Here is a 24,778-nt window from a genome sequence, read left to right on the forward strand (position 1 = left end):
GCCCGATAGCCTCTGTCCGTGAGCCAGAACGCCGTCTTCAGCCCGCCCCCGGACGCCCGTGCGTACCGACTGCGCACCGGGCGCGGTGAGTTCGCCGTCGTCGACTCCCCCGTGGCCGCCGGGGTCGAGCCGAAGGGCACGGTGGTGATGCTGCCCGGGTTCACCGGGAGCAAGGAGGACTTCACGCTGCTGCACGAGCCGCTCGGGGAGCGCGGGTACCGTACGGTCGCCGTGGACGGACGGGGGCAGTACGAGTCGGACGGGCCGGAGCACGACGAGGCCGTCTACGCGCGGCCCGAGCTGGCCCGGGACGTCCTCGCGCAGGTCGCCGCCCTCGGGACGCGCGTGCATCTCGTGGGGCACTCCCTCGGCGGTCAGATCGCGCGTGCCGCCGTGCTGCTCGACCGCGCCCCCTTCGGGTCGCTCACGCTGATGTCCTCGGGCCCGGCGCGGATCTCCCCGTCCCAGCGGCAGCGCGTGAGGCTGCTGCGGGACGCGCTGGGCACCATGACGATGGCCGAGGTCTGGGACGTGATCCAGGCCATGGGGCCGCCCGAGGAGGCCGGCGCCCCGGCCCCCGACCGGGGCCCGGGGGATCCGGAGCGGCTGCGCGAGCGCTGGCTGGGCACCCGTCCGGCACAACTGCTCGCCACCGGACGCCAGTTGTGCGCGGAGCCGGACCGTGTCGCGGAACTCGCCGCCGTGCCGCTGCCGTGCCATGTGCTGTCGGGCGCCCACGACGACACCTGGCCCGTCCCGCTCCTGGACGAGATGGCCGTACGGCTGGACGCGCGCCGGACCGTCGTCGAGGGCGCCGAGCACTCCCCCAACACCGACCGGCCCCTGGAGACCGCCCGCGCCCTCGCCGACTTCTGGGACGGCCTTCCCGCACCACCAGGGACGGGCGACACTCCCTGCTCCCCCTAGTACTGCGTCTGCAAGTGCTCCCAGAAGCCGTCCCGCAGGGCCCGTCTCAGGTCGGCCTGGCCGCGCAGTGAGTACTGCAGCAGCCCCTCGGCCTCCACCAGCAGGTCCTGGTCCACCGGGCCGGGCAGGTAGGGATGGCCGGGGAGGAGTTCGAGCAGCGCGTCGCGGCCCCGGGCCGCCAGCCACTTCGCGGCGATCTGCGCGCCGACGAAGCGGACGTCCTCTCGGGTCGGCCGGGCCCCGGCCGTCGCGTCGAAGGCGTGGGCCGTGCGCCGGGAGACGTACGGCTTGAAGAAGTCCAGGTCGAAGGTGCGCTGGCTGTCGACCTCCCAGAGCAGCGGGTCGGCCTGGTTGCGGCCCTCGGGGGCCTCGATGCCCCACAGGTGGACGCGGGCTCCGTACCCCTGGGCGGCCTCGACCGCGGACACCAGGTCCTCGTCGCCGCCGAGCAGCGCCGCGTCGCTGATGGCGCGGTGCCGGGCGAGGGACTCCAGGTCGGAGCGGATGAGGGAGTCGACGCCCTTTTGCTGGTTGTTGGCGTTGAGGTTGCCCAGGCGCACCTTCACGTCCGGCAGTTCGGCGATGCACTGCTGTTCGGCGGTGTGGATGCGGCGGCGGGCACCGTCGTACCAGTAGACGCGCAGCAGGCGGCTGTCGGCGAAGATGGTGCGGGCCGTGTCGATGAGTGCCTCGATGAGTCCCTCGGCGTCCAGGTCGAAGGCCCTGCGGTCCTCGGTCCCGGCCACCAGCCGCCCCGCCGCCGCGTAGAGGTACCCGGCGTCGACGAAGATCGCGTGGGTCGAGGGCGTCTTCGCCACCTCGGCCAGCATGCGTTGCAGCAGCTCGTTGGTGCGATCGATGCGAGCGTCGAGGGACGCGAGGTCGTCGTTCATCGCCTTCATTGTCCTGGCGGTCACGCTACGAACACAACCGGTCCCGGTCAGTCTTGTATCAGGCACCTATCCCGCACGCCGGCCCCGCGCCCGGTAACAAGCGGCTTACCTGTCAGTAATTAGACGTTCGAAAAATTTCCTTAGCGTAGGGAATGTTCGTAACACGCGGCCCGTTGACTAGTACGGAACCCAGGGCACCGACGACCCGGGAGCCACACCAGTAGTTCTCCACTGGAGGATGACCAGATCAAGGGAGAGGCCATGCGCTTTGAAGTCATGCGACTCGACGACGTCGACGGGACCCCCGTGGACACGACCGTCGTGGACGCCGCCTCCGTAAACCGCATCGTCCAGCAGGCCGCCGCCATCGGGCAGCGCCTGTGGATCCGCCCCGCCGAGACCTCGGCCTTGTAGCGCGGACCCCGCACATGTTCGGGCCCCCGCACGGAACGCCGTGCGGGGGCCCTGTTCGTGCGCTCACGCGCCCTGGATCACCTGGGTGACGCCGTTGATGATCTGCTGCACGGCGATCGCGGAGAGCATCATTCCGGCGAGCCTGGTCACCAGGACCACGCCGCCGTCCTTGATGACCCGGATGATCAGCAGCGAGTACCGCATCACCAGCCACAGCACCACGTGGATCGCGAGGATCGCGGCCCACACCGACACCTGAACGCTCACGCTGTCGGCCTTCTGCACGGCCAGGATGACCGACACGATCGCGCCGGGCCCGGCGAGCAGCGGCATGCCCAGCGGTACGAGCGCGACGTTGACGTCCTTGGTCTGCTTCGGCTCGTCCGTCTTGCCGGTGAGCAGGTCGAGGGCGATCAGCAGGAGCAGCAGCCCGCCCGCGATCATCAGGGCGGGCACGGACACGTGCAGGTAGTCCAGGATCTGGTGCCCGAGCAGACCGAACACCGTGATCACGCCACCGGCGACGCAGACGGCCTGGAAGGCCATCCGCTTCTGCACCTTGGCGGGCCGGCCGGAGGTCAGCGCGAGGAAGATCGGGGTGATCCCGGGGGGATCCATGATGACGAAAAGGGTCAGGAAGAGGGAGCCGAAGACGGCGACGTCGAACATGGGTGAGGTACTGGCCTTGCGGGAGAGCGGAAGGTGGACGCGGGGGGGAAGCTCAGGCCCCGCCGGCCCCCGGCACGGGGAACGCCCCGAACGCCCGCCGCGTGATCTCCCCGTACACCTCGGGGTCCGTCGTGTACTCGCCGAGTACGCAGGTCTTCCGGCTGCCGTGGTAGTCGCTGGAGCCGGTCACCAGGAGCCCCAGCTCCTCGGCCAGGCCGCGCAGCCGTGCCCGGGTGTCCGCGTCGTGGTCCATGTGGTCGACCTCGATGCCGTCGAGCCCGGCGGCGGCCAGGTCCGCGATCGCGGCCTCCGGCAGCGTACGGCCCCGCTTGGCGGCGGCCGGATGCGCGAACACGGCGACCCCGCCCGCACCCTTGATCAGCCGGAGCGCCTCGAAGGGGTCGGTCTCGTGCTTCGCCACGAAGGCCCGGCCGCCGTCGGCCAGCCAGTCCTCGGTGAAGGCGTCGCCCACGGTCGGTACGACGCCCAGTTCCACGAGCGCGGAGGCGACGTGCGGCCGTCCGACCGAGCCGTCGCCGGCGATCCGGGCGACCTGTTCCCAAGTGATGGGCACGCCCAGCGTGTTGAGCCTGGCGACCATGCCCCGGGCGCGCGGCACCCGGTCGTCCCGGACCAGTTCGCGCTCGGCGAGCAGGGCGGGGTCCCGCGGGTCGAAGAGGTAGGCCAGCATGTGCAGGCTGACGCCGTCGAGGCGGCAGGAGAGTTCGGCGCCGGTGACCAGGGTGAGCCCCTCGGGCAGCGCGGCGACGGCCTCGGCGTGGCCCCGGGTGGTGTCGTGGTCGGTCAGCGCGACGACGTCGAGCCCGGCCGCGGCGGCCTTGCGCACCAGCTCGGCCGGGGTGTCCGTGCCGTCGGACGCGGTGGAGTGGGTGTGCAGATCGATGCGCACGACGCTGACTCCAAGCGGTGACGGGACGGAAGGGGACGCTCAAGGATAACCGGAACTCCACGCCTCACTGTCACAGCCGCAGCCGCCCCGCGCCCCCTACGCCCGCCTCTTCACGTGCAGCCGCGCGTCCTGCGCCCGCCCTCACGGGCAGCCGCGCCCCCTACGCCTGGATCATCAGCCTCGGCGACAGCGCCCCGCACGGCACGAGGTCCACCTCGGCGCCCGCGTCCCGCAGGTCGGTCAGCACCAGCTCCTCGTACATCAGCAGGCCCGAGCGCTCGGGCCACACGACAGCCCACAGCCACATGCCGAGAGCCTCCCCGGCGAAGACGGCGCGGTCGCCGGGGGCGCCCGAGACGTGCCAGAGAGGGGTGGGCCGGCCCGCGGCCAGGACCTTGACCTGGGGCGGCTTCTCGACGTCCAGGTACGGCCCCGGATCGGGTCCGTCCAGGCCCGCGTACCGGGCGCCGAGGCCGACGCCGAGTTCCTCGGCCACCAGGATCAGCTCACCGAGGCCGCCCAGCGGGCCGGGTCCGGAGCAGGCCACGGCGGTCGCCCGGCCGCCGCTGCGGTCGTCGCCGGCACAGGCCACGCCGGTGAACAGCCAGCCGACCGGCAGCGGCCAGGGCATCCACACCGGCACCTGCGTGCGGTGCACCACGACGCCGAGCGCCTCGACGCTGGGCGGGAGTACGGGCTGCAGCGGGTGCACGGTGCCGTGCCGGTCGCACTGCCAGGAATCGGCGAAGAGGCCGGGAGCCCTGACCCGGCCACCACACTTCGGGCAACTGGGTTCGCCCCTCATACGGCCCCACGGTCCTACCCGCGCTCCCCCACGTCAAGGACGATCACTCATCCGAACGGAAGGGCCGGCCACCGGGAACTAGATGTGCATTGCATTAATTAGCCGCACTAACTTAGTGTGTGTATATACCAACCATCCCTGGTCGCATTGGAGCAAGCATGGATCCCTTCGACGCGGGTGCGGGCGGCATCCTGCGGCAGCCCAAGGCCGTGTGGGCGACCGCGGGCGCGTCCGTCGTGGCCTTCATGGGCATCGGGCTCGTCGACCCGATCCTGCCGTCCATCGCCAAGGGCCTGGACGCGAGCCCCGGCCAGGTCTCCCTGCTGTTCACCTCGTACTTCCTCATCACCGCCCTCGCGATGCTGGTCACCGGCTTCGTCTCCAGCCGCGTCGGCGGGCGCAAGACCCTGCTGCTCGGCCTCGCCTTCGTCGTCGTCTTCGCCGGCCTGGCGGGCACCTCCGACACCGTCGGCCGGCTCGTCGGCTTCCGGGCCGGCTGGGGCCTCGGCAACGCGCTGTTCGTCTCGACGGCCCTCGCCGTCATCGTCGGCGCGGCGGCCGGGGGCAGCGCCGCGGCGATCCTGCTGTACGAGTCCGCCCTCGGCCTCGGGATGGCGTGCGGCCCGCTGCTGGGCGCGCTGCTCGGCGACGCGAGCTGGCGCTACCCGTTCTTCGGCACGGCCTTCCTGATGGCGATCGGCTTCCTGTGCATCGCCGTGTTCCTCAAGGAGCAGCCGAAGCCCGCCCGCAGGACCTCGCTGCTGGACCCGCTCAAGGCACTGGGCCACGGCGGCCTGGCCTCGGCCGCGGTGTCGGCGTTCTTCTACAACTACACGTTCTTCACCGTGCTGGCCTTCACGCCCTTCGTGCTGAACATGAGCCCGTACAAGTCCGGCGCCGTGTTCTTCGCGTGGGGCGTGCTGCTCGCCGTGTTCTCGGTCTTCGTGGCGCCGCGCATGCAGAAGCGGTTCGGCTCGCTGACGGTGCTCGGCGGCTCGCTGGTGCTGCTCGCGGCCGACGTGCTGGTCCTCGGCTACGGCGACCACACCGCGGCGATCGTCTGCACGGTCCTGTCCGGTGCCTTCATCGGCGTGAACAACACGGTCTACACCGAGCTGGCCCTCGGGGTCTCGGACGCCCCGCGTCCGGTGGCGAGCGCGGGCTACAACTTCGTGCGCTGGTTCGCCGCGGCGGCCGCCCCCTACTTCGCGCCGAAGATCGAGGAGTGGAGCGACGTCCACATGCCCTTCGTCGTCGCGGCGGTCACCGCCGTACTGGGCGCGGCCGTGGTCGTCGTACGGCGTCGCGCGCTGACGCACGAGGCCGAGGAGCTGGAGCCGGTGCACGCGAGCGAGGACGGCGTCACCGTCTTCGCCGACTGACGGACGCCGGGCGGGATCCGGTGAGTTCCGTCACTCCAGCGGGACGGCCCGGCGGGACGGATCGCGCAGGTCCGTCCCCTGCGTCAGCCAGCGCTCCTGGAGGGCCTGCGCGCCGTGCACGCGCTTCCAGGCGGCCTCGTTCGCCGTCATCGGCAGCAGCGGCAGGAACCGCACGGGGTCCAGCGGGGCGTCCAGCTCCAGGTCCTCGACCAGGCCGCCCGGCTCCGCGACCAGGACCGAGGTGAAGGGGGCCCCGGGCCACAGCGCCTCACCAACGTCCAGGGAGGCACCCGGGGCCACGACCACACCCTCGACCTGCGGAGAGGCGGCCAGCACGGCGAGCGGGCGGAGCACCTTGTCGGTGTCGGCGAGACCGGCGCGGACGGAGAGGACCAGCTCGGCGCGGGGGCCCTCGACCGGGTCGGCGAGCACGGCGGTGGGGTCCGCCATGGGCCGCGCCGACATGCCGAGGGTGGCATACCGGACGATGTCGCCCTCCGGGCCGGCGGAGAAGCGCAGCACCTCGATGCGGTCGGTGCCGAGGAAGGTGACCGCCGCGCGTGCGTCCGGCTCGCCCAGCGCACTGCTCAACCGGGCTTCGACCAGAGGGAGAACATCAGCCATGCGGCGAGCATAGAACTCGTCGGGAAGTGGCAAAGCGGCGCCTTGACACGCGGGTGACTGCTACTGTGAGCCAGCGGTTCGGGGCAGCACGCAGTGCGTCGCGATCAAGTCCCCGACGCTGTGAAGACTCCCCTACGGGGAACCCCTCTAAACAAGGGGAATGGATCGTCCCTCACGAGGGACCGGCCGGAGGAGGTGGGGCTGGCATGGACCGAAGTCGACCGTGCAGTACCACCCGCTCTTCCGGCCGCTGAGACAGCTGGTTCCGGTTCTTCCCGCCGCCGCCCTCTGAAACGCGCGCCGTCACTCGGAAGAGCACTTCGTCTCGTTTTGCCTGATCCGGTCCCATCGGCCGCGCCGATGCGGGTCAGCAGCTGAATCAGCAGCGAAGTCGGCCACCGCGACGGTGCGGTGCCCCCCGCTTTGTGGACGCGCCGAGCACGCGTGGTCAGGACGTCCTCATTCCGGGTGGTTCCACCCGTCACCGGCCTCGTTCGCTCCCCGTCGCGAAGGAGCCTGCCATGTCGATGATCCGTGACCTGCGCGCCGCGGTCCGCCCGTCCCGCGTCTCTCTGCGCAAGGACAACGGCGCCTACGACACCACCCGCGACCCGGCGACCGCCTCGGCCGTCGTCGACTGCGCCGTCTACCGCGACGGCACCCGCGTGGAGACGGACACCGCGCTGAGCCCGCACGGGGCGATGCGCCAGGTGCGCCGCGACGGCGGGTTCGTGTGGATCGGCCTGCACGAGCCCACCGAGGACGAGTTCGCCGGTATCGCCCGGGAGTTCGGACTGCACCCGCTGGCCGTGGAGGACGCGGTCCAGGCCCACCAGCGGCCCAAGCTGGAGCGTTACGACGACTCCCTGTTCACGGTCTTCAAGACCATCCACTACCTCGACCACGCCCAGCTGACCGCCAACAGCGAGGTCGTCGAGACCGGCGAGGTCATGTGCTTCACCGGGCGGGACTTCGTCATCACCGTCCGGCACGGCGGGCAGGGCTCGCTGCGCGCGCTGCGGCACCGGCTCCAGGAGGACCCCGAGCTGCTGCTCAAGGGCCCCTCGGCGGTGCTGCACGCCATCGCCGACCACGTCGTCGACGGCTACCTCGCGGTCGCCGACGCGGTGCAGGACGACATCGACGAGGTCGAGACGCAGGTGTTCTCGCCGGGCCGCAAGGGCGCCCCGCGCGGCACGGACGCCGGACGGATCTACCAACTCAAGCGCGAGGTACTGGAGTTCAAGCGGGCGGTGGCGCCGCTGCTGCGTCCCATGCAGTTGCTCAGCGAGCGGCCGATGCGGCTGATCGACCCGGAGATCCAGAAGTACTTCCGGGACGTCGCCGACCACGTGGCGCGGGTGCAGGAGCAGGTCGTCGGCTTCGACGAGCTGCTGAACTCCATCCTCCAGGCCAACCTCGCCCAGGCGTCCGTCGCGCAGAACGAGGACATGCGCAAGATCACCTCGTGGGCCGCGATCGTCGCCGTACCGACGATGGTGTGCGGGGTGTACGGCATGAACTTCGACTACATGCCGGAGACCCACTGGAAGTACGGCTACCCGCTGGTCCTGTCCGTCACGGTCGCCATCTGTCTGGGCATCCACCGCACGCTCAAGCGCAACGGCTGGCTCTGACCCGGGCCGGGCGGCGCTGGATAGGCTGACCGCATGACAAGCGAGCTGCTCGACCAGGCCCTCGTCGAGGAGGCCACGAAGAAGTCCGGCCTCGTCTGGGTCAAGGGGCCCGGGGTGCCCGCGCGGGCGCTGTGGCACGTGTGGCACGAGGGTGCGGCCTGCGTCGTCGGCGACGGGCCCGGCGAGCAGCCGCTTCCCGGGCTGGCCGACGGCGGCGCGGCCGAGGTCACGGTGCGCAGCAAGGACAAGGGCGGCCGGCTGGTCTCCTGGGCCGCCCGGGTCGTGGAGCTGCCCTCCGGCTCCGAGGCGTGGCAGGCGGCCGTCGCCGACCTCAAGGGCAAGCGTCTGAACGCCCCGGACGGCGAGGCCATGACCGGCCGCTGGGCCCGCGAGTGCCGGGTGCTGCGCCTGGAGCCGACCGGTGCCACGGCGCCGCTGCCCGACGCCTCACTGGCGGAGCCGCCCCTGCCGAGCCCGGCGACGACGCGCGAGGCGGCCCCGGCGGCACTGCCCCGCCTGCTGCTGAAGCGGCGCCGCGGCAGGCAGCGCGAGCGAGGTTAGGAGGTCGGCAACTGCTTGCCGTAGTCCAGGGTCTCGTCCTTCGCGGGTTCCTCGAGTGTGAAGTCCTTGTTCCAGTCCGAGAAGCTGAGTGTGCCCGCGCTGCCCGCCCGCACCAGGCGCAGCGGGTACGGCGTGTTCTCAAGGGAGACGTCCAGTGAGCCGCCGGCGCCCCGGTCGCCGGTGATCCGCACGGTGCGCACGCCCGCCTGCTCGTGCCGGCCGTCCGTCTCCACCGTGCCGTGCAGGGTCAGCAGACCGCCGAGGAGTACGTCCTTGTCCGTGAAGCCGCTGAACTTCTTGTACGCGGGGTCGCCCTGCGGCACCTTCACATACTTGCCGGCCAGCTTCTCGGCGGCCGCGGCGTCCCCGCCGTCGTGGCTCCAGAACCCGGCGTCGGCCTTGAGGAAGAGCTGCTCGCCGACGCGCAGCAGCCCGAACGTCGTCCCCTCGGCGGCGACCGACCCGGTGCCTCCGTCGGGCTTCAGCCGCATGTCGAGGGTGTACCTGTGCCCGCCCGCCTCCACGGTCCCGTGCAGGTGCACCGCCTCGGCGGACCCGGCGGCCGTGCGGGCCCTGGCGTGGATCTTGCCGGCCGGGAGCTTTCCGACCCCGTTGGTGCCCGCGTCCGGGTCCTCGCCGCCGCATCCCGTCAGCCCCGCTCCCGTCACCGCGAGGGCGCACACCGCGCCCCACAGAGCGGCCCTGCGGATTCGGCGCCGGGGAGTCACAGACACAGGTGGGACTGCCTTTCTGACAAGGGCTGACGCGAGGCCGGCAGGCGCCGGTGAGGAGCCGGCCGGGCCCGAACGGCGTACCGCAGCGTACCGGGGCCGCAGGCGGTCGACGGAGCCAGACCGTCCGGACCGGCCGCCGGGGCGGGGCCGATCGGGACGGGCTAGCCTGAAGCCCGTCCGAGCGGGCAATTCGGGAAAGAGACCCGTACGAAACAGCTCTCACGCACGCTTACGAAAAGGAGCCGCGGCCATGGCAGCGGGCGCCCCCCGGATCTTCGTCTCCCACCTCTCCGGCATCGCCGTGTTCGACCCGAACGGCGACCAGGTGGGACGGGTCCGCGATCTGGTCGTCATGCTCCGCGTCGCCCGCAAACCCCCGCGGGTGCTCGGCCTGGTCGTCGAACTCGCCACCCGGCGCCGCATCTTCCTGCCGATGACCCGGGTCACCGGCATCGAGTCGGGTCAGGTCATCACCACCGGGGTGCTGAACGTCCGGCGCTTCGAGCAACGGCCCACCGAGCGCCTCGTCTTCGGCGAACTGCTCGACCGGCGGGTCACCCTCGCCGAGACCGGTGAGGAGGTCACCGTCCTCGATCTGTCGGTGCAGCAGCTGCCCGCCCGCCGGGACTGGGAGATCGACAAGGTCTTCGTCCGCAAGGGGAAGAAGAGCAGCGCCTTCCGGCGCAACAAGGGCGAGACGCTGACCGTGGAGTGGTCCGCCGTCACCGGCTTCTCGGTGGAGGAGCAGGGGCAGGGCGCCGAGAACCTCCTCGCCACCTTCGAGCAGTTGCGCCCCGCCGACCTCGCCAACGTCCTGCACCATCTGTCCGCCAAGCGCCGCGCCGAGGTCGCCGCCGCCCTCGACGACGACCGCCTGGCCGACGTGCTGGAGGAGCTGCCGGAGGACGACCAGATCGAGATCCTCGGCAAGCTCAAGGAGGAGCGTGCCGCGGACGTGCTGGAGGCGATGGACCCCGACGACGCGGCCGACCTGCTCGGCGAGTTGCCCGAGGCGGACAAGGAGCGGCTGCTGAGCCTGATGCAGCCCGCCGACGCGGCCGACATGCGGCGCCTGATGGCGTACGAGGAGCACACGGCCGGCGGTCTGATGACGACCGAGCCGATCGTGCTGCGCCCCGACGCGACCGTCGCCGACGCGCTGGCCCGGATCCGCCACCCCGACCTGTCCCCTGCGCACGCGGCCCAGGTCTACGTGTGCCGGCCGCCCGAGGAGACGCCGACCGGCAAGTACCTCGGCACGGTCCACTTCCAGCGCCTGCTGCGCGACCCCCCGTACACACTGGTCGGCTCGATCCTCGACGACGACCTGCAACCCCTGGATCCGGACGCCGCGCTGCCCGTGGTCGCCGGGTTCTTCGCCACGTACGACATGGTCGCGGCGCCCGTCGTCGACGATTCGGGGTCCCTGCTGGGCGCGATCACCGTGGACGACGTACTGGACCACATGCTGCCCGACGACTGGCGCGAGACCGAATACCACCTCGAAGAGGCGGCGGAGGCGGCCGAGGCCGCCGAGATCCGGGGAGCGACGCGGGAGGTGGGGGGCGATGGTGCCTGAGCGCGAGACGCCTGCCCGCGAGCGCGCGGCGTCGGGGGCCACGGCCTCCTCCTCCCGGCCCCGCGGCACCCGGCTGGACCAGCCGAGCCCGCCCCGGCGGCGGATCCTGCCCGAGTACGACCCGGAGTCCTTCGGCCGGCTGTCGGAGCGCGTCGCGCGCTTCCTGGGCACCGGGCGGTTCATCGTCTGGATGACCGTCGTCATCATCCTCTGGGTGGTGTGGAACGTCTCGGTGCCGAGCGGCCTGCGCTTCGACGAGTACCCGTTCATCTTCCTGACGCTGGCGCTGTCCCTCCAGGCCTCCTACGCGGCCCCGCTGATCCTGCTCGCGCAGAACCGGCAGGACGACCGGGACCGGGTCAACCTGGAGCAGGACCGCAAGCAGAACGAGCGGTCGATCGCCGACACCGAGTACCTGACCCGGGAGATCGCCGCCCTGCGCGTCGGCCTGGGCGAGGTCGCGACGCGGGACTGGATCCGCTCCGAACTCCAGGACGTGATCAGGGACCTGGAGGAGCGGCAGAACGGCCACCGTCCCGACCGTGGGCCATTCCCTGCGGACCGGTCCGCAGGGCGTGACGTACACGACCGCTGACGGGGCTTTCCGCGCCCCGTGGGCGGCGCCGTACCATCGTCCTATGGCTACGGAAGACGCGGTGCGTGAAGCACTGGCGACGGTGAACGACCCCGAGATCAACCGGCCCATCACCGAGCTGGGGATGGTCAAGTCGGTGCGGATCGACGCGGACGGAGCGGTCGCGGTCGCCGTGTATCTCACGGTCTCCGGCTGCCCCATGCGGGACACCATCACGCAGCGCGTGACGGACGCGGTCGCCCGCGTCGAGGGTGTCACGCGCGTCGACGTCGAGCTGGACGTGATGAGCGACGAGCAGCGCAAGGAGCTGGCCGGCGCCCTGCGCGGCGGCCAGGCCGAGCGCGAGGTGCCCTTCGCCAAGCCCGGCAGTCTGACCCGGGTGTACGCGGTCGCCTCCGGCAAGGGCGGCGTCGGCAAGTCCTCGGTGACGGTGAACCTGGCGGCGGCGATGGCGGCGGACGGTCTGAAGATCGGTGTCGTCGACGCCGACATCTACGGCCACTCCGTGCCGCGCATGCTGGGCGCCGAGGGGCGGCCCACCCAGGTCGAGAACATGATCATGCCGCCTTCGGCCAACGGGGTGAAGGTCATCTCCATCGGCATGTTCACACCGGGCAACGCGCCGGTGGTGTGGCGCGGCCCGATGCTGCACCGCGCGCTCCAGCAGTTCCTGGCGGACGTGTACTGGGGCGACCTGGACGTGCTGCTGCTCGACCTGCCGCCCGGCACCGGCGACATCGCGATCTCGGTCGCGCAGCTCGTGCCGAACGCCGAGATCCTGGTCGTGACGACCCCTCAGCAGGCCGCCGCCGAGGTGGCCGAGCGGGCGGGCGCCATCGCCGTCCAGACCCACCAGAAGATCGTCGGCGTGGTCGAGAACATGTCCGGTCTGCCCTGCCCGCACTGCGGCGAGATGGTCAACGTCTTCGGCACCGGGGGCGGCCAGGCGGTCGCCGACGGCCTGACCCGCACCACGGGCGCGTCGGTCCCGGTCCTCGGCTCCATCCCGATCGACCTGCGGCTGCGCGAGGGCGGCGACGAGGGCAGGCCCGTCGTGCTCTCCGACCCGGACTCCCCGGCGGGCGCGTCCCTGCGCTCGATCGCGGGCAAGCTGGGCGGCCGGCAGCGGGGGCTCTCGGGGCTTTCGCTGGGGATCACGCCGCGCAACAAGTTCTGACGTACTCCGCCGTCGCCCGTACGGCGCCGGGGCGCTGTCCGACTGGACGGCGCCCCTCGGTGTGCCCGCGTGCGCCGGCTAGACGTACGCGGCGATGTCCTTGACCACGGAGAAGGCCAGCCCGTACGCGCTCATGCCCCTGCCGTACGCCCCGAGGTGGACTCCCTGCTCGGTGGAGCCGGCGAGCACCCAGCCGAACTCGGACTCCCGGTAGTGGAAGGACGTCGGCACGCCGTCCACGGGGAGGGACAGCGTCGACCAGGCCTCCCCCTCGAGGTCGTCGGCGAGGACCCACGCGGTCTCCGTCTGCTGCTCCAGCCAGTCGTCGCGCAGCGAGTGGTCCATCTGGCCCGGCCAGGTGAACGACAGCAGCCCCACGCCCGCGAGCCAGGCCGCCGAGGACACCGAGGTGGCCTCCAGCAGGCCCGTGCCGTCGGCGCTGCGCCGGTCGGGGTTGGCCGCGACGGTCACGACGACCGCGAACTTCTCCTTGGCGTCCTGCTCGTCGCCCGCCACGTGCTCGTTGCGCACGGACGGTTCGTCGCCGTGCCCGATCGAGCCGTGCTCCACGGACCCGTCGGCCGCCGTGCCGACCTGCATCAGCCAGCGCCGCCCCGTGAAGGCCTCGTCGAGGCCGTACCACGGGAAGGGCGCACTCAGGTAGCCGTCGACCGTACGCCGGGCGGAGAGGGCCTCTTGAGCACCCTCCGCGGCCGGCGTCTGCGCGACTGCCCGACTCGTCGTCTCCATGTCCCGGACGCCTCCTCGCTCTCGTCGGACCGGGCCCGCCCCCCTTCGGGCGCACTCGTCCGGTCCGCACAACAACTCGGGCAGCATAGCCACACCACCGGCGGCAGCCGGGAAGCCGCCCGGCGCGTGGGTCGCGCGGGTGTCGTCTTCAGGCCCTGTGCGCCTCGTCCGCAGTATGAGACACGTCACGTACGCGGGCCACCGGACGCAATCGCGCGGCGGAAATCAGGTGGCGTCGGTGTCGAAGGGCGGGCGGTCGTCGGAAGCGGGGCGTTCGGGCTTCTTCGACATGTCGATACGACCACCGCCGGAACCGGACGACGACGAAGAAGAGGACGACGACGCGGAGGACGAGGACGACCCGGACGACGACTCCGACTCGCGGCCGTGGACCGCGTCGGTGATCTCGGCCATCTCCTTCTTCAGGTCGAAGCCGTTGCGGATCTCCTTGAGGCCCAGCTCGTCGTTGTCCATCTGCTTGCGGATGAACGTCTTGGGGTTGAGGTCCTCGAACTCGAAGTCCTTGAAGTCGGGGCCCAGCTCCTCGCGGATGTCCTGCTTGGCGCTGTCCGAGAACTCCCGGATCTTCCGGATGGTGCGGGTCACGTCCTGGATGACCTTGGGGAGCTTGTCCGGACCGAAGACGAGCACGGCGAGGACGACGAGCGTCACCAGCTCTAGTGCGCCTATGTCATTGAACACCTGAAGCTCCTTGGGATGTCCGGGCCGCCACCACGGTACCCGCCGATCCCGTCGGACCGGTACCGTCCCGTGAGCCCCGAGTGCGTGTATGAGGCCGCTTTCCGAATTGTTTGCCTTCCTGACCCCTTGTCGGGCCTGTGCCCGGGTCAGTTCCCGTCGGAGGAGCCGAGCACCAGTGAGACCTTCGTCTCCTTGCCGGCGCGCTCCAGGGTCAGCTCCAGCCGGTCGCCGGGGCGGTGGGCGCGGGTCTTGACGATGAGTTCCTCGCCGGAGTGGACGCGCTGCCCGTCGACCGCGGTGATCACGTCCCCGGGCTTGATGCCGGCCTTGGCGCCGGGGCCGCCCGCGGTGACCGCGGGGCCGCCGTCGCCGCCCTTGGCGCCGACGCGGGCGCCGTCGCCGGTGTAGTTCATGTCGAGGGTGATGCCGATGACCGGGTGGGTGGCCCTGCCGGTGTTGATCAGTTCCTCGGCGACGCGCTTGCCCTGGTTGATGGGGATGGCGAAACCGAGGCCTATGGAACCGGCCTGGCCGCCGTCCGACTCGGCGCTTCCGCTGTCGGCGGACCGGATGGCGGAGTTGATGCCGATGGCCCGGCCCCGGGAGTCCAGGAGGGGGCCGCCGGAGTTGCCGGGGTTGATGGGCGCGTCGGTCTGCAGGGCGTCGACGTACGACACGTCGCTGCCGTCGCCCTCCTCGCCGCCCGCGGTGATGGGCCGTTCCCGGGCGCTGATGATGCCGGAGGTGACGGTGCCGGCCAGGTCGAAGGGGGCGCCGATGGCGACGACGGGGTCGCCGACCCGTACGTTGTCGGAGTTGCCGAGGGGCAGCGGGGTGAGGCCGCTGACGCCCTTCACCTTCACCACGGCGAGGTCGTATCCGCTGTCGCGTCCGACGACCGCGGCCTCGGCGGTGTCGCCGCTGTTGAAGGTCACGGTTATCTCGCCGCCGGAGCCGGCGGGCTCGACGACGTGGTTGTTGGTGAGGATGTGGCCGCGGTCGTCGAGTACGAATCCGGTGCCGGTGCCGGCCGCCTCGCTGCCGCTCACGTGCAGGGTCACCACGCCGGGCAGGGCACGGGCCGCGATGCCGGCGACGCTGTCCGGCGCCCGCTCGGTGTCCTCCCGGCCGGCCTGCGGCAGCTCGACCGTCCCGAGGCCGCCGTTGCGCTCCAGGTAGGCGCCCATGGCGCCGCCGACGCCGCCGGAGACCAGGGCGATGAGCAGCGCCCCGCCGACGAGCGCCTTCACGGTCCGCCCGCGCCCTCGCTCCGGCGGCTGCGTGTCCCCGCCGCTGTGCCGCGGGCTCGCGGCGGCCCAGGGGTCGTAGCGCCCCCAGGGATCGACGGCGGATTCGGCCTCCGGCGCCACCGACGGATCGGCAGGCGGGAGGTCCGCCGTGGCCGGGGCGGACGCGACAGGCATGTACGGGGCCGGGCCCGGTGCCCGCGGCGCCGTCGGGGGCGGGGCGTCCGCCAGCGACGGGTCCGGGAGCGCGCCCGGGGGCGCGGACGGTGCGTGGGCGGGTGCGGCCGGCGTGGCGTGTCCCTGCGGAGGCGGAAGCGGAGGCGGGGCGTCCGCCGACGGTCGGCCGGGTGTCCCGCCCGGGGGCGTGGGCGCTGTCGTCGTGCCGTGTGCCGGTGTCGTCGCCGGGTGCTGGACGGGGGGCGCGGGGGCCCAGGGGCCCGGCTCGCCGTAGGGCGGGGTGCTGTACGGGTCGGGGTCGTGCAGCGGTCCGGGGCGTTCGGCGACGGGCTCGGCACCCGGGGCGGCGCCGGTGGCCGTCGCCGCGTCCGCGAGCCCTTGTGTCCCGGTCGAGGGCAGGTCCAGCTCGTAGTCCCCCTCGTCGGTCACGCGGGGCGCCGACGGGCGTTCCAGCTCGAAGTCGCCCCCGCCGGTCTCCTCGTCACCGGTACCGGTGGTGCGAGCCGTGCGAGGGCTTTCCAGTTCGAAGTCACCGTCGGGCGTGTCTTCGGACGAGCGGGGGCGACCCCACCACTTCGCCTTCGTGGGCTTGCCCTCGTTCATGTTCTCCCCGCAGCTGGCCGCAGATCGTCGGCTCCAAGGCCTCTGGCGCCACCCGGATTCAATCAGGTTCGCGGGCGGGCGCGCAGATCCCGGTCAGGGAACCGGACGGTAGGAGGCGGCCGGGGTCGCCATCGGGTGGGGGGACGGAACCGGGGAGGGGGCCGCGAGCAGCGCGGGCGGCCTGACCTCGGGGGCCGCCGGCCAGGAGGCCAGGGCGAGCGGCGGAACCGCTTCGAGCGGACGTATCAGCGGGGACATGGCGGCGGCGCCGGCCGTCACCGGGGTGGTCAGCGCGCGCACGGCCCGCCGGTGGGCCTCGTCCCCCGCGGGCGCCGGCATTCCGGGCAGCAGCGGTGCGGAGACGGCGGTGGGCGCGACGGGGGTGTCGCCGAGCGCCCGCTGTCCCTGGGCCTGGCCGAGCAGCGGGGCGCCGCTGCGGCGGCGCTGGCCCTCGGGGGTGGTGGCCGCTCCGGCGCCCTGGGTGCGCATCGGCGTCACATTGCTTCCGCTGCCCGAGCCGCGCGCCTCGGTGGTGGTGTCCGGCGTGCCGACGGTGACCCCGGCCAGCGCGATCGCGGCCAGCGACACCGCTCCGGCGGCGGCGAACGCGAACCGCAGGCCGCGCGAGGGCGGGCGCTCGGGCTCCGGCCGGCCCACGTCGTGGATCCGGAAGCCCCGCCCCGCGGAGGGCGGCAGTACGGAGGCGTGCGGCCGGGCGGGAACGTAGTCGAACTCGAACCGCTCGTCCCGTTTCGTCCCGAAGGCTCCGGAGGCCGCGGCGGCGCCGACCCTGCCGGGCAGCCCGGCCAGGCCGTCGGAGATCCCTCCGCCGGCCGGCGGCGAGCCGCCACCGTCCGTGTCGCCTCCCCCGGGAAGCCCCTGGAGGCGGGCCAGGAAGCTCTCGGACGGGGCCGGCGGGGCCGCTTCCGCGAAGACGTTCTTCAACCGGCGCTGCGCGTCGACCTCGGTCTTGCACTTCGGACAGGTGGCCACGTGCGCCAGTACGCGCTCACGCGCGTCATGACCGAGTTCTCCGTCCACCAGGGCGGAGAGCCGGTCTCCCAGATGCTGCTCTGCGAGGTGTCCCTCGGCTTCAGGACGTGACCCACTCACGCGCTCGTGCCCCCTCCTCCCAGTGCGGGAACACCGGCCGCGAACGAGCGACGCTCGGCACGCGCCTTGGGAGAACGGTGTGCGAGCGCCTTGCGCAGCTGGGAGCGACCGCGGTGGATGCGGGAGCGGACGGTGCCGAGCTTGACGCCGAGGGTCGCGGCGATCTCCTCGTACGACAGCCCCTCGATGTCGCACAGGACGACCGCGGCGCGGAACTCGGGCGCGAGAGTGTCCAGCGCCTGCTGGATGTCCGCGTCGAAGTGGGCGTCGTGGAAGAGCTGCTGCGGGGTGGGCTCCTTGCTGGGCAGCCGCTCGGCCGCGTCGTCGCCGAGCGCGTCGAAGCGGATGCGCTGCTTGCGGCGGACCATGTCCAGGAAGAGATTGGTGGTGATGCGGTGCAGCCAGCCCTCGAAGGTGCCCGGCGTGTAGGTCGACAGGGAGCGGAAGACGCGGACGAAGACCTCCTGGGTGAGGTCCTCCGCGTCGTGCTGGTTGCCGGTGAGGCGGTAGGCGAGGCGGTAGACCCGGCCGCTGTGGGTGCTGACGATCTCCTCCCAGGTGGGCGGAGTCCACGCCTGCCCGTCCGCGTCGCTGGAGAAGGTCGCGGTCTGGGCGGGTCCCGCGGTGGGACCGGCGGCGTGGCTGTGGTCAGCAGCGGTGTCGTTCACGGATTTCGGCCTGCCTGCCGATCCGAGGAAGCGCCGCAGCACTCCACCCCGATCCGCGCGTGCGGCCGCACCTCCCCTGTCGGCTCTGGTGGTGTCCAGTGGAGCCCCTACCATAGCCACCTCGCCCGTTAGCTCCGGATAAGCGGTTTTACGAGAATTTGATCTGGGCCGACACGGCTCGTACGGCCGCGTCAGCACTTGCTCGGCACCCTGGCCCATTCGCCACCCCGTCGCAGCCCCGGTCGCTGGTCGTCTCTTCACTCCCCCTTTAAACGACTGGTCCCATCTGCGGGTTCCCGACGCCAACGGATACAGTCACGCCGAGGCAACGACGGGGACAGGAGAGGGCCATTACCGGCAACCGGCAGACGAGCTGGGCGTTCGCCGACGCCTATGTCGCCGAGGACGACGCGCTGCTGTGGGCACGCGACCGGGCCCGCGAGGCGGGCCTGCGCTCGGTGACCCCGGGCACGGGCTCCGCGCTGGGGTTGCTCGCCGCCGCCGTGGACGCCAAGGCCGTCGCGGAGATCGGCACCGGCTGCGGCGTCTCCGGGATCCATCTGCTGCACGGCATGCGGCCGGACGGGGTACTGACCACGGTCGACCCGGAGCCGGAGCACCAGCAGTTCGCCCGCCAGGCCTTCCGGGCCGCGGGGTTCGCCAGCAACCGGGCCCGGTTCATTCCCGGCAGCGCCCTGGACGTCCTGCCCCGGCTCGCGGACGCCGGCTACGACCTCGTCTTCTGCGACGGCGACCGCCTGGAGTACCTGGACTATCTCGCCGAATCGTTGCGTCTGCTGCGTCCGGGTGGGCTCGTCGCCTTCGAGGGCGTCTTCGGCGCCGGCCGGACGGTCGACTCCGGACCGCAGCCCACCGAGGTGCTGCGGCTGCGGGAACTCCTGCGCGCGGTGCGGGAGAGCCAGGAGCTGGTGCCGTCACTGCTTCCGGTGGGCGACGGACTGCTGTGCGCCGTGAAGCGGTGAACCGCCGGGCGCGGCGAACCGGTGAAATACCGTGCCGCCGCCCGGAGAGGAACGGAAAACGGAAAAACAATCACCCCGGCACCGTCTTCGATGCCGGGGTGACTGAAGGGTAAGGTCGCTCGCGCGTCAGCCGACGACCTTCTTGAGGGCGTCGCCGAGCGCGTCGGCCTCGTCGGGGGTCAGCTCGACGACGAGTCGACCGCCGCCTTCGAGCGGAACGCGCATGACGATGCCCCGCCCCTCCTTGGTCACCTCGAGCGGGCCATCGCCCGTCCGCGGCTTCATGGCCGCCATGCTCGTTCCCCTTCCTGATACCAGCTCACCGTCACAGCCGACGGCCCGTGAGGGCACACGCAGTCCGGCATGGACGCGCGACACCGGCATCGAACACATTGCTTCCCAGCCATTATCCCGCATCCCAGGACCCGATGACCAACATCGGTCGGCATCGCTTGGGCAACGCACGCGAGCAAAACCACTCAATTCGGCGATGTGACTGCGATACTGCCCGCCCTCGCCCACTTCCGCCGAATGGATACGGACCGGAATTCTTTGACGCAGGTCACATCCCCGGGAACGATCCGTCACCGTTGATCTCCGTCATGCTGGCTGCCGACACACCAAAGAGGCACTCCAGGACGCACACCGAGGCACACGCGACGACGCGGAGGGGAAATCCATGGCAGACACCGTGCTCTACGAGGTGAGCGACGGGCTCGCGACGATCACGCTGAACCGCCCCGAGGCGATGAACGCGCTGAACATCGAGACCAAGGTCGCGCTCCGGGACGCGGCGCGTGCCGCGGCGGCCGACGACGCCGTACGGGCGGTGCTGCTGACCGCGGCCGGGGAGCGGGCGTTCTGCGTCGGCCAGGATCTCAAGGAGCACATCGGGCTGCTGACCGCCGACCGGGAGACGGGCTCGGACCGGACCATGAGCACGGTGGGCGAGCACTACAACCCGATCGTGCGGGCGCTCGCCGGGGCCGGGAAGCCGGTGGTCGCCGCCGTGAACGGCGTGGCGGCCGGGGCGGGCTTCGGTTTCGCGCTCGCGGCGGACTACCGGATCGTCGCGGACACGGCGGCGTTCAACACGTCCTTCGCGGGTGTCGCGCTCACCGCCGACTCGGGCGTCTCCTGGACCCTGCCGCGGGTCGTCGGCCCCGGGCGCGCCGCGGACCTGCTGCTCTTCCCGCGCAGCATCGGCGCCCAGGAGGCGTACGAGCTGGGCATCGCCAACCGGGTCGTGCCCGCCGCCGACCTCCGGGCCGAGGCCGAGCGGACGGCGCGGGCGCTGGCCGAGGGGCCGACGGTGGCGTACGCGGCGCTGAAGGAGTCCATGGCGTACGGGCTGACGCACTCGCTCTTCGAGACGCTGGAGAAGGAGGACGAACTGCAGTCGCGGGCCGGCGCGTCGGAGGACCACGCGATCGCGGTGCGGGCGTTCGTCGACAAGGAGAAGCCCACGTACCTGGGCCGGTGAGGCCGTCCGGCGCGGCGGGCGGGCCGGTGGCTCAGGCCCGTCGCGCCGCGCAGGCCGCCAGGTGGTCGTCGACCAGTCCGCAGGCCTGCATCAGCGCGTACGCCGTCGTCGGGCCGACGAAACGCAGCCCGCGCCTCTTCAGGGCCTTGGACAGCGCCGTGGACTCGGGGGTGACGGCGGGGACGTCGGCGAGGGTCTTCGGGACCGGGCGCGCGGCCGGGTCCGGAGCGTGGGACCAGATCAGCTCGTCCAGTTCGCCGGGGGCCCAGTCGGCCAGCACGCGCGCGTTGGCGAGGGTCGCGTCGATCTTGGCGCGGTTGCGGATGATGCCGGCGTCGGCGAGCAGGCGCTCGCGGTCCTCGTCGGTGAAGGCCGCCACCTCGGCGATCTCGAAGCCGGCGAAGGCGGTACGGAAGCCGGTGCGGCGGCGCAGGATGGTGATCCAGGACAGGCCGGACTGGAAGGCCTCCAGGCTGAGCCGCTCGTACAGCGCGTCGTCGCCGTGGACCGGGCGGCCCCACTCCTCGTCGTGGTACGTCACGTAGTCCGCGGTGGACAGGGCCCAGGGGCAGCGCAGCGCGCCGTCCTGGCCCGCCACGGCCTCGCCTGTGCTCACTGCTGCTCCTCCTGGGCCGGCCGCTCGGGCGCGACGTGGTGGTGGGCGGCGGCACGGGCGCCGGCCAGCGCGGACTCCAGGTCGGCGATGCGGGCGTCGCGCTCGGCCAGTTCGGCGCCGAGGCGGCCGAGGGCGTCGTCGACGTCCGACATGCGGTAGCCGCGGGCGACGAGCGGGAAGCGGAGCCGCTCCACGTCGGCGCGGCCCACCGGGCGGTCCGGGGGCAGGGTGTCCCGCAGCTGCTCGGGGGCGGCGTCGGGCAGCGGGCCGCTGTCGCCGCCGCTCACCACGGCGAGTGTCACCGCGGCCACCACGACGGCCAGCGCGATGACGAGGAACAGGAACATGACCATCGCTGGGGCCCCCATGGTCGGGTGGTCGGGTCGGATCGGTGTTTCGCGGACGTGGCGGGAGTCGGAGTCCGTTGTGTCGGGTCCGATCGTGCCATGCGAGTCTGACAGTCGGGACCGCAGGCGGTCGAAGAGCAGGTACACGGCCCGGACACAGGGGGCTGACGCGCCGGCCGGCGCCCGGGGCGAGAGCGGCACGAGAGAACGGTGTGGACGTGGTGATGTCACAGGGGATGCTCAGGCTGGGCAAGCGTGAATTCGCGGCGCGCGAGCCGGTGGTCATGGCGATCGTGAACCGGACCCCGGACTCCTTCTACGACCGGGGGGCGACCTTCCACGACGAGCCCGCCCTCGCGCGCGTGGAGCGTGCGGTGGCCGAGGGCGCCGCGATCATCGACATCGGCGGGGTGAAGGCCGGACCCGGGGACGAGGTGTCGGCCGAGGAGGAGGCGCGGCGGACGGTGGGCTTCGTCGCGGAGGTGCGGCGGCGGTTCCCGGACGTCGTGATCAGCGTGGACACCTGGCGGCACGAGGTCGGCGCGGCCGTGTGCGAGGCGGGGGCCGACGTGCTGAACGACGCATGGGGCGGCGTCGACCCGAAGCTCGCGCAGGTCGCGGCGCGGTACGGGGCGGGGCTGGTGTGCACGCACGCGGGCGGCACCGAGCCGCGAACGCGGCCGCACCGGGTGACGTACGACGACGTGATGGCCGACATTTTGCGGGTGACGCTGGGGCTGGCCGAGCGGGCGGTGGCGCTGGGGGTGCCGCGGGAGTCGGTGCTGATCGATCCCGGGCACGACTTCGGCAAGAACACCCGGCACAGCCTGGAGGCGACGCGGCGGCTCGGGGAGATGGTGGAGACGGGGTGGCCGGTGCTGGTGTCGCTGTCCAACAAGGACTTCGTCGGGGAGACGCTGGACCGGCCCGTGAGGGAACGGGTGCTGGGGACACTGGCGACCACGGCGGTGTCGGCGTGGCTGGGGGCGCGGGTGTACCGGGTGCACGAGGTGGCGGAGACGCGGCAGGTGCTGGACATGGTGTCGGCCGTCGCCGGCCATCGGGAGCCGGCGGTGGCCCGGCGGGGGCTGGCGTAGGCGGGGTCCGGGGTGGCCGGGGGTGGGTGGGCCGACGCGGGGTTCTCACCCCCGCCGCCCTTGCCCGTTCCCTTCCCCCGGGGGCTTCGCCCCTTCGACCCCACCGGTGGTGTCAGCGGCCCGCTTCCTTGGAGACCAGGGTCACCGCTTCGCCCACGTCGTCCGTGACGTGGAAGAGCATGAGGTCCTTCTCCGCGGCCTTGCCCTGGGCCACGAGGGTGTCGCGGAGCCAGTCGACCAGGCCGCTCCAGTAGTCGGAGCCGAAGAGGACGATGGGGAAGCGGGTCACCTTCTGGGTCTGCACCAGGGTGAGGGCCTCGAAGAGTTCGTCGAGGGTGCCGAGGCCGCCGGGCAGGACCACGAAGCCCTGCGCGTACTTCACGAACATCATCTTGCGGACGAAGAAGTAGCGGAAGTTCAGGCCGATGTCGACGTACTGGTTGAGCCCCTGCTCGAAGGGCAGCTCGATGCCGAGGCCGACCGACATGCCCTTCGCCTCCAGGGCGCCCTTGTTCGCCGCCTCCATGGCGCCGGGCCCGCCGCCGGTGATGACCGCGAAGCCCGCCTCGACCAGGCCGCGGCCCAGCCGCACCCCGGCCTCGTACTCCGGCGAGTCCGGCGCCGTACGCGCGGAGCCGAAGACGCTGATGGCCGGCGGGAGTTCGGCGAGCGTGCCGAAGCCCTCGATGAACTCCGACTGGATGCGCAGGACGCGCCACGGGTCGGTGTGGACCCAGTCCGTCGGCGCACGCTCGTCCAGCAGCCGCTGGTCCGTGGTGCTCTTCTGTACCTGGCCCCTCCGCCGCAGGACAGGGCCGAGGCGCCGTTCCTCCGGTGGCCGCTTCTTGCCCTCGGGGTTGCCGGTGGCCATGCGCTCTCCCTCCGTTTGCGGGTTCTTCCACCTCAGCGTAGGTCTGCGCGGGTTACGTACGGGGGACCTCGGCCCGTCCGGCACGTACCGGCCCGAACCATTGCCGGATCATGCCGTCAACCAGGAACGCAACCGCTCCTCACCCGCCAGGATCCTGGCCGTGTCCACCCGCTCGTCGCGCTTGTGTGCCAAGTGCGGGTTGCCCGGACCGTAGTTGACCGCCGGGACGCCGAGCGAGGAGAAGCGCGACACGTCCGTCCAGCCGTACTTGGGGCGCGGGGTGCCGCCCACCGCCTTGATGAAGGCCGCCGCGGCCGGGTGGGAGAGGCCGGGCCGCGCCGCGCCGCTGTGGTCGTCGACCACGAACTCCGCCACCCCGCAGTCCGCGAAGACCTCGCGCACGTGGGCGAGGGCCTCCTCCGGAGTGCGGTCCGGGGCATAGCGGAAGTTGACGGTGACCACGCACTCGTCGGGGATGACGTTGCCCGCCACTCCGCCCGTGATGCCGACCGCGTTGAGTCCCTCGCGGTATTCCAGGCCGTCGATCACCGGGTAGCGCGGCTCGTAGGCAGCGAGGCGCGCGAGGATCGGGGCGGCGGCGTGGATCGCGTTGGAGCCCATCCAGGAGCGCGCCGAGTGCGCGCGCTCCCCCGTGGTTTTCAGCAGCACCCGCAGCGTGCCCTGGCAGCCGCCCTCCACCTCGCCGTCCGACGGTTCGAGGAGCACCGCGAAGTCGCCCTCCAGCCACTCGGGATGCGCCTCGGCGACGTGCTTGAGGCCGTTCAGCTCGGCGGCGACCTCCTCGTTGTCGTAGAAGACGAAGGTCAGATCGCGGTTGGGGTCCTGGACGGTCGCCGCGATCCGCAGCTGCACCGCGACGCCCGCCTTCATGTCGCAGGTGCCGCAGCCCCACAGGACCCCGTCCTCGTCCAGCCGCGAGGGGACGTTGCCGGCGATGGGCACCGTGTCGATGTGACCGGCCAGGACCACGCGCTCCGGGCGGCCCAGGTCCGTACGGGCCACGACGTTGTTGCCGTACCGCTCGACCGACAGGTGCGGCAGGGCGCGCAGGGCGCTCTCGATCGCGTCCGCCAGCGGCTCCTCGGTGCCGCTCTCGGACGGGAGGTCGACGAGCCGGGCGGTAAGCTCCGCAGCGTCCAGCGTGAGGTCAAGCGGGGTATCGGCCATGGCCCCGACCCTAACGCCCCCGCCTC

General features: G+C 72.2%; 27 protein-coding genes. 11 read left to right on the forward strand and 16 right to left on the reverse strand.

Annotated elements, in window-relative coordinates; translation table 11 throughout:
• Positions 1-18: 18 nt before the first annotated feature.
• The gene (locus AC4IHM_RS10645) at positions 19-927 is read left to right on the forward strand and encodes an alpha/beta fold hydrolase (protein WP_490866825.1); all 909 of its coding nucleotides are present in this window, start codon (positions 19-21) and stop codon (positions 925-927) included.
• Here the strand turns inward: AC4IHM_RS10645 and AC4IHM_RS10650 are convergent.
• Positions 924-1,820 (reverse strand): NYN domain-containing protein, encoded by an 897-nt coding sequence (locus tag AC4IHM_RS10650; RefSeq protein ID WP_490870801.1) that lies wholly within the window; start codon positions 1,818-1,820, stop codon positions 924-926. The genes AC4IHM_RS10645 and AC4IHM_RS10650 overlap by 4 nt on opposite strands.
• Before the next feature lie 261 nt (positions 1,821-2,081).
• On the opposite strand from AC4IHM_RS10650, the gene AC4IHM_RS10655 reads away from it, so the two are divergent.
• Positions 2,082-2,234, forward strand: coding sequence for a DUF8834 family protein (locus tag AC4IHM_RS10655; RefSeq protein ID WP_037837350.1), 153 nt, complete (start codon positions 2,082-2,084; stop codon positions 2,232-2,234).
• Positions 2,235-2,297: 63 nt separating this feature from the next.
• Here the strand turns inward: AC4IHM_RS10655 and AC4IHM_RS10660 are convergent, their stop codons facing one another.
• The 3 genes from AC4IHM_RS10660 to AC4IHM_RS10670 form a co-directional block, all read right to left on the reverse strand.
• Entirely contained in the window at positions 2,298-2,903 is a 606-nt protein-coding gene (locus AC4IHM_RS10660) for a MarC family protein (RefSeq protein WP_490866826.1), read from the reverse strand.
• A 52-nt stretch (positions 2,904-2,955) separates the two neighbouring features.
• Complete coding sequence (locus AC4IHM_RS10665) at positions 2,956-3,813, reverse strand: PHP domain-containing protein (protein ID WP_490866827.1); 858 nt, start codon at positions 3,811-3,813, stop codon at positions 2,956-2,958.
• A 160-nt stretch (positions 3,814-3,973) separates the two neighbouring features.
• Entirely contained in the window at positions 3,974-4,618 is a 645-nt protein-coding gene (locus AC4IHM_RS10670; protein ID WP_490866828.1) for a DUF6758 family protein, read from the reverse strand.
• A 158-nt stretch (positions 4,619-4,776) separates the two neighbouring features.
• Between AC4IHM_RS10670 and AC4IHM_RS10675 the strand changes: the two genes are divergently transcribed.
• On the forward strand, positions 4,777-6,000 hold the full coding sequence (locus AC4IHM_RS10675) for an MFS transporter (RefSeq protein ID WP_490866829.1): 1,224 nt from the start codon (positions 4,777-4,779) through the stop codon (positions 5,998-6,000).
• A gap of 30 nt (positions 6,001-6,030) precedes the next feature.
• Here AC4IHM_RS10675 and AC4IHM_RS10680 read toward each other — a convergent pair whose 3' ends face one another.
• Positions 6,031-6,624 carry a suppressor of fused domain protein gene (locus AC4IHM_RS10680; protein ID WP_490866830.1) on the reverse strand — a complete coding sequence of 198 codons (594 nt, stop codon included), beginning with the start codon at positions 6,622-6,624 and terminating at the stop codon, positions 6,031-6,033.
• 521 nt (positions 6,625-7,145) lie between these two features.
• Between AC4IHM_RS10680 and AC4IHM_RS10685 the strand changes: the two genes are divergently transcribed.
• Entirely contained in the window at positions 7,146-8,261 is a 1,116-nt protein-coding gene (locus AC4IHM_RS10685) for a magnesium and cobalt transport protein CorA (RefSeq protein ID WP_490866831.1), read from the forward strand.
• A 33-nt stretch (positions 8,262-8,294) separates the two neighbouring features.
• Positions 8,295-8,822: a hypothetical protein gene (locus tag AC4IHM_RS10690; RefSeq protein WP_490866832.1), complete on the forward strand. Its 528-nt coding sequence runs from the start codon at positions 8,295-8,297 to the stop codon at positions 8,820-8,822.
• Here the strand turns inward: AC4IHM_RS10690 and AC4IHM_RS10695 are convergent.
• The gene (locus AC4IHM_RS10695; protein WP_490866833.1) at positions 8,819-9,556 is read right to left on the reverse strand and encodes a hypothetical protein; all 738 of its coding nucleotides are present in this window, start codon (positions 9,554-9,556) and stop codon (positions 8,819-8,821) included. The two genes, AC4IHM_RS10690 and AC4IHM_RS10695, sit on opposite strands and share 4 nt — an antisense overlap.
• Before the next feature lie 250 nt (positions 9,557-9,806).
• Here AC4IHM_RS10695 and AC4IHM_RS10700 point away from each other — a divergent pair, with 250 nt between their 5' ends.
• From AC4IHM_RS10700 to AC4IHM_RS10710, 3 genes are read left to right on the forward strand one after another with little or no spacing between them, the layout of a single operon-like run.
• Positions 9,807-11,135, forward strand: coding sequence for a magnesium transporter MgtE N-terminal domain-containing protein (locus tag AC4IHM_RS10700; protein WP_490866834.1), 1,329 nt, complete (start codon positions 9,807-9,809; stop codon positions 11,133-11,135).
• Positions 11,125-11,730 carry a DUF1003 domain-containing protein gene (locus AC4IHM_RS10705; protein WP_490866835.1) on the forward strand — a complete coding sequence of 202 codons (606 nt, stop codon included), beginning with the start codon at positions 11,125-11,127 and terminating at the stop codon, positions 11,728-11,730. The genes AC4IHM_RS10700 and AC4IHM_RS10705 overlap by 11 nt, the downstream gene beginning before the upstream one ends.
• Before the next feature lie 43 nt (positions 11,731-11,773).
• Entirely contained in the window at positions 11,774-12,907 is a 1,134-nt protein-coding gene (locus tag AC4IHM_RS10710) for an Mrp/NBP35 family ATP-binding protein (RefSeq protein ID WP_490866836.1), read from the forward strand.
• Positions 12,908-12,985: 78 nt separating this feature from the next.
• Here the strand turns inward: AC4IHM_RS10710 and AC4IHM_RS10715 are convergent, their stop codons facing one another.
• From AC4IHM_RS10715 to sigE, 5 genes are all read right to left on the reverse strand, one after another.
• Entirely contained in the window at positions 12,986-13,657 is a 672-nt protein-coding gene (locus AC4IHM_RS10715; protein ID WP_490866837.1) for a hypothetical protein, read from the reverse strand.
• A 225-nt stretch (positions 13,658-13,882) separates the two neighbouring features.
• Positions 13,883-14,359, reverse strand: coding sequence for a sec-independent translocase (locus tag AC4IHM_RS10720; protein WP_490866838.1), 477 nt, complete (start codon positions 14,357-14,359; stop codon positions 13,883-13,885).
• Between the two features lie 146 nt (positions 14,360-14,505).
• A complete protein-coding gene (locus tag AC4IHM_RS10725) occupies positions 14,506-16,386 on the reverse strand; it encodes a S1C family serine protease (RefSeq protein ID WP_490866839.1) in 1,881 nt (626 codons plus the stop codon).
• Between the two features lie 93 nt (positions 16,387-16,479).
• The gene (locus tag AC4IHM_RS10730) at positions 16,480-17,427 is read right to left on the reverse strand and encodes a zf-HC2 domain-containing protein (protein WP_490870802.1); all 948 of its coding nucleotides are present in this window, start codon (positions 17,425-17,427) and stop codon (positions 16,480-16,482) included.
• 68 nt (positions 17,428-17,495) lie between these two features.
• Positions 17,496-18,167 carry an RNA polymerase sigma factor SigE gene (sigE, locus tag AC4IHM_RS10735; RefSeq protein WP_490866840.1) on the reverse strand — a complete coding sequence of 224 codons (672 nt, stop codon included), beginning with the start codon at positions 18,165-18,167 and terminating at the stop codon, positions 17,496-17,498.
• Positions 18,168-18,451: 284 nt separating this feature from the next.
• Here sigE and AC4IHM_RS10740 point away from each other — a divergent pair, with 284 nt between their 5' ends.
• Complete coding sequence (locus AC4IHM_RS10740; RefSeq protein WP_490870803.1) at positions 18,452-19,150, forward strand: O-methyltransferase; 699 nt, start codon at positions 18,452-18,454, stop codon at positions 19,148-19,150.
• 126 nt (positions 19,151-19,276) lie between these two features.
• Here the strand turns inward: AC4IHM_RS10740 and AC4IHM_RS10745 are convergent, their stop codons facing one another.
• Positions 19,277-19,444: a DUF3117 domain-containing protein gene (locus AC4IHM_RS10745; RefSeq protein WP_003966491.1), complete on the reverse strand. Its 168-nt coding sequence runs from the start codon at positions 19,442-19,444 to the stop codon at positions 19,277-19,279.
• 385 nt (positions 19,445-19,829) lie between these two features.
• On the opposite strand from AC4IHM_RS10745, the gene chcB reads away from it, so the two are divergent.
• Entirely contained in the window at positions 19,830-20,633 is an 804-nt protein-coding gene (gene chcB / locus AC4IHM_RS10750) for a 2-cyclohexenylcarbonyl CoA isomerase (protein ID WP_490866841.1), read from the forward strand.
• A 31-nt stretch (positions 20,634-20,664) separates the two neighbouring features.
• Here the strand turns inward: chcB and AC4IHM_RS10755 are convergent, their stop codons facing one another.
• Together AC4IHM_RS10755 and AC4IHM_RS10760 are read right to left on the reverse strand one after the other, a co-directional pair.
• Positions 20,665-21,249, reverse strand: a complete 585-nt coding sequence (locus tag AC4IHM_RS10755; protein WP_490866842.1) for a DNA-3-methyladenine glycosylase I — start codon at positions 21,247-21,249, stop codon at positions 20,665-20,667.
• Positions 21,246-21,602, reverse strand: a complete 357-nt coding sequence (locus AC4IHM_RS10760) for a DivIVA domain-containing protein (RefSeq protein ID WP_490870804.1) — start codon at positions 21,600-21,602, stop codon at positions 21,246-21,248. The genes AC4IHM_RS10755 and AC4IHM_RS10760 overlap by 4 nt, the downstream gene beginning before the upstream one ends.
• A gap of 230 nt (positions 21,603-21,832) precedes the next feature.
• On the opposite strand from AC4IHM_RS10760, the gene folP reads away from it, so the two are divergent.
• Positions 21,833-22,693 (forward strand): dihydropteroate synthase, encoded by an 861-nt coding sequence (folP, locus tag AC4IHM_RS10765; protein ID WP_490870805.1) that lies wholly within the window; start codon positions 21,833-21,835, stop codon positions 22,691-22,693.
• A gap of 112 nt (positions 22,694-22,805) precedes the next feature.
• Here the strand turns inward: folP and AC4IHM_RS10770 are convergent, their stop codons facing one another.
• Positions 22,806-23,564: an LOG family protein gene (locus AC4IHM_RS10770; RefSeq protein WP_490866843.1), complete on the reverse strand. Its 759-nt coding sequence runs from the start codon at positions 23,562-23,564 to the stop codon at positions 22,806-22,808.
• 108 nt (positions 23,565-23,672) lie between these two features.
• Positions 23,673-24,752: a succinyl-diaminopimelate desuccinylase gene (gene dapE, locus AC4IHM_RS10775; protein WP_490866844.1), complete on the reverse strand. Its 1,080-nt coding sequence runs from the start codon at positions 24,750-24,752 to the stop codon at positions 23,673-23,675.
• Positions 24,753-24,778 lie beyond the last annotated feature (26 nt).

The sequence above is a fragment of the Streptomyces sp. SL06 genome (assembly GCF_058244745.1).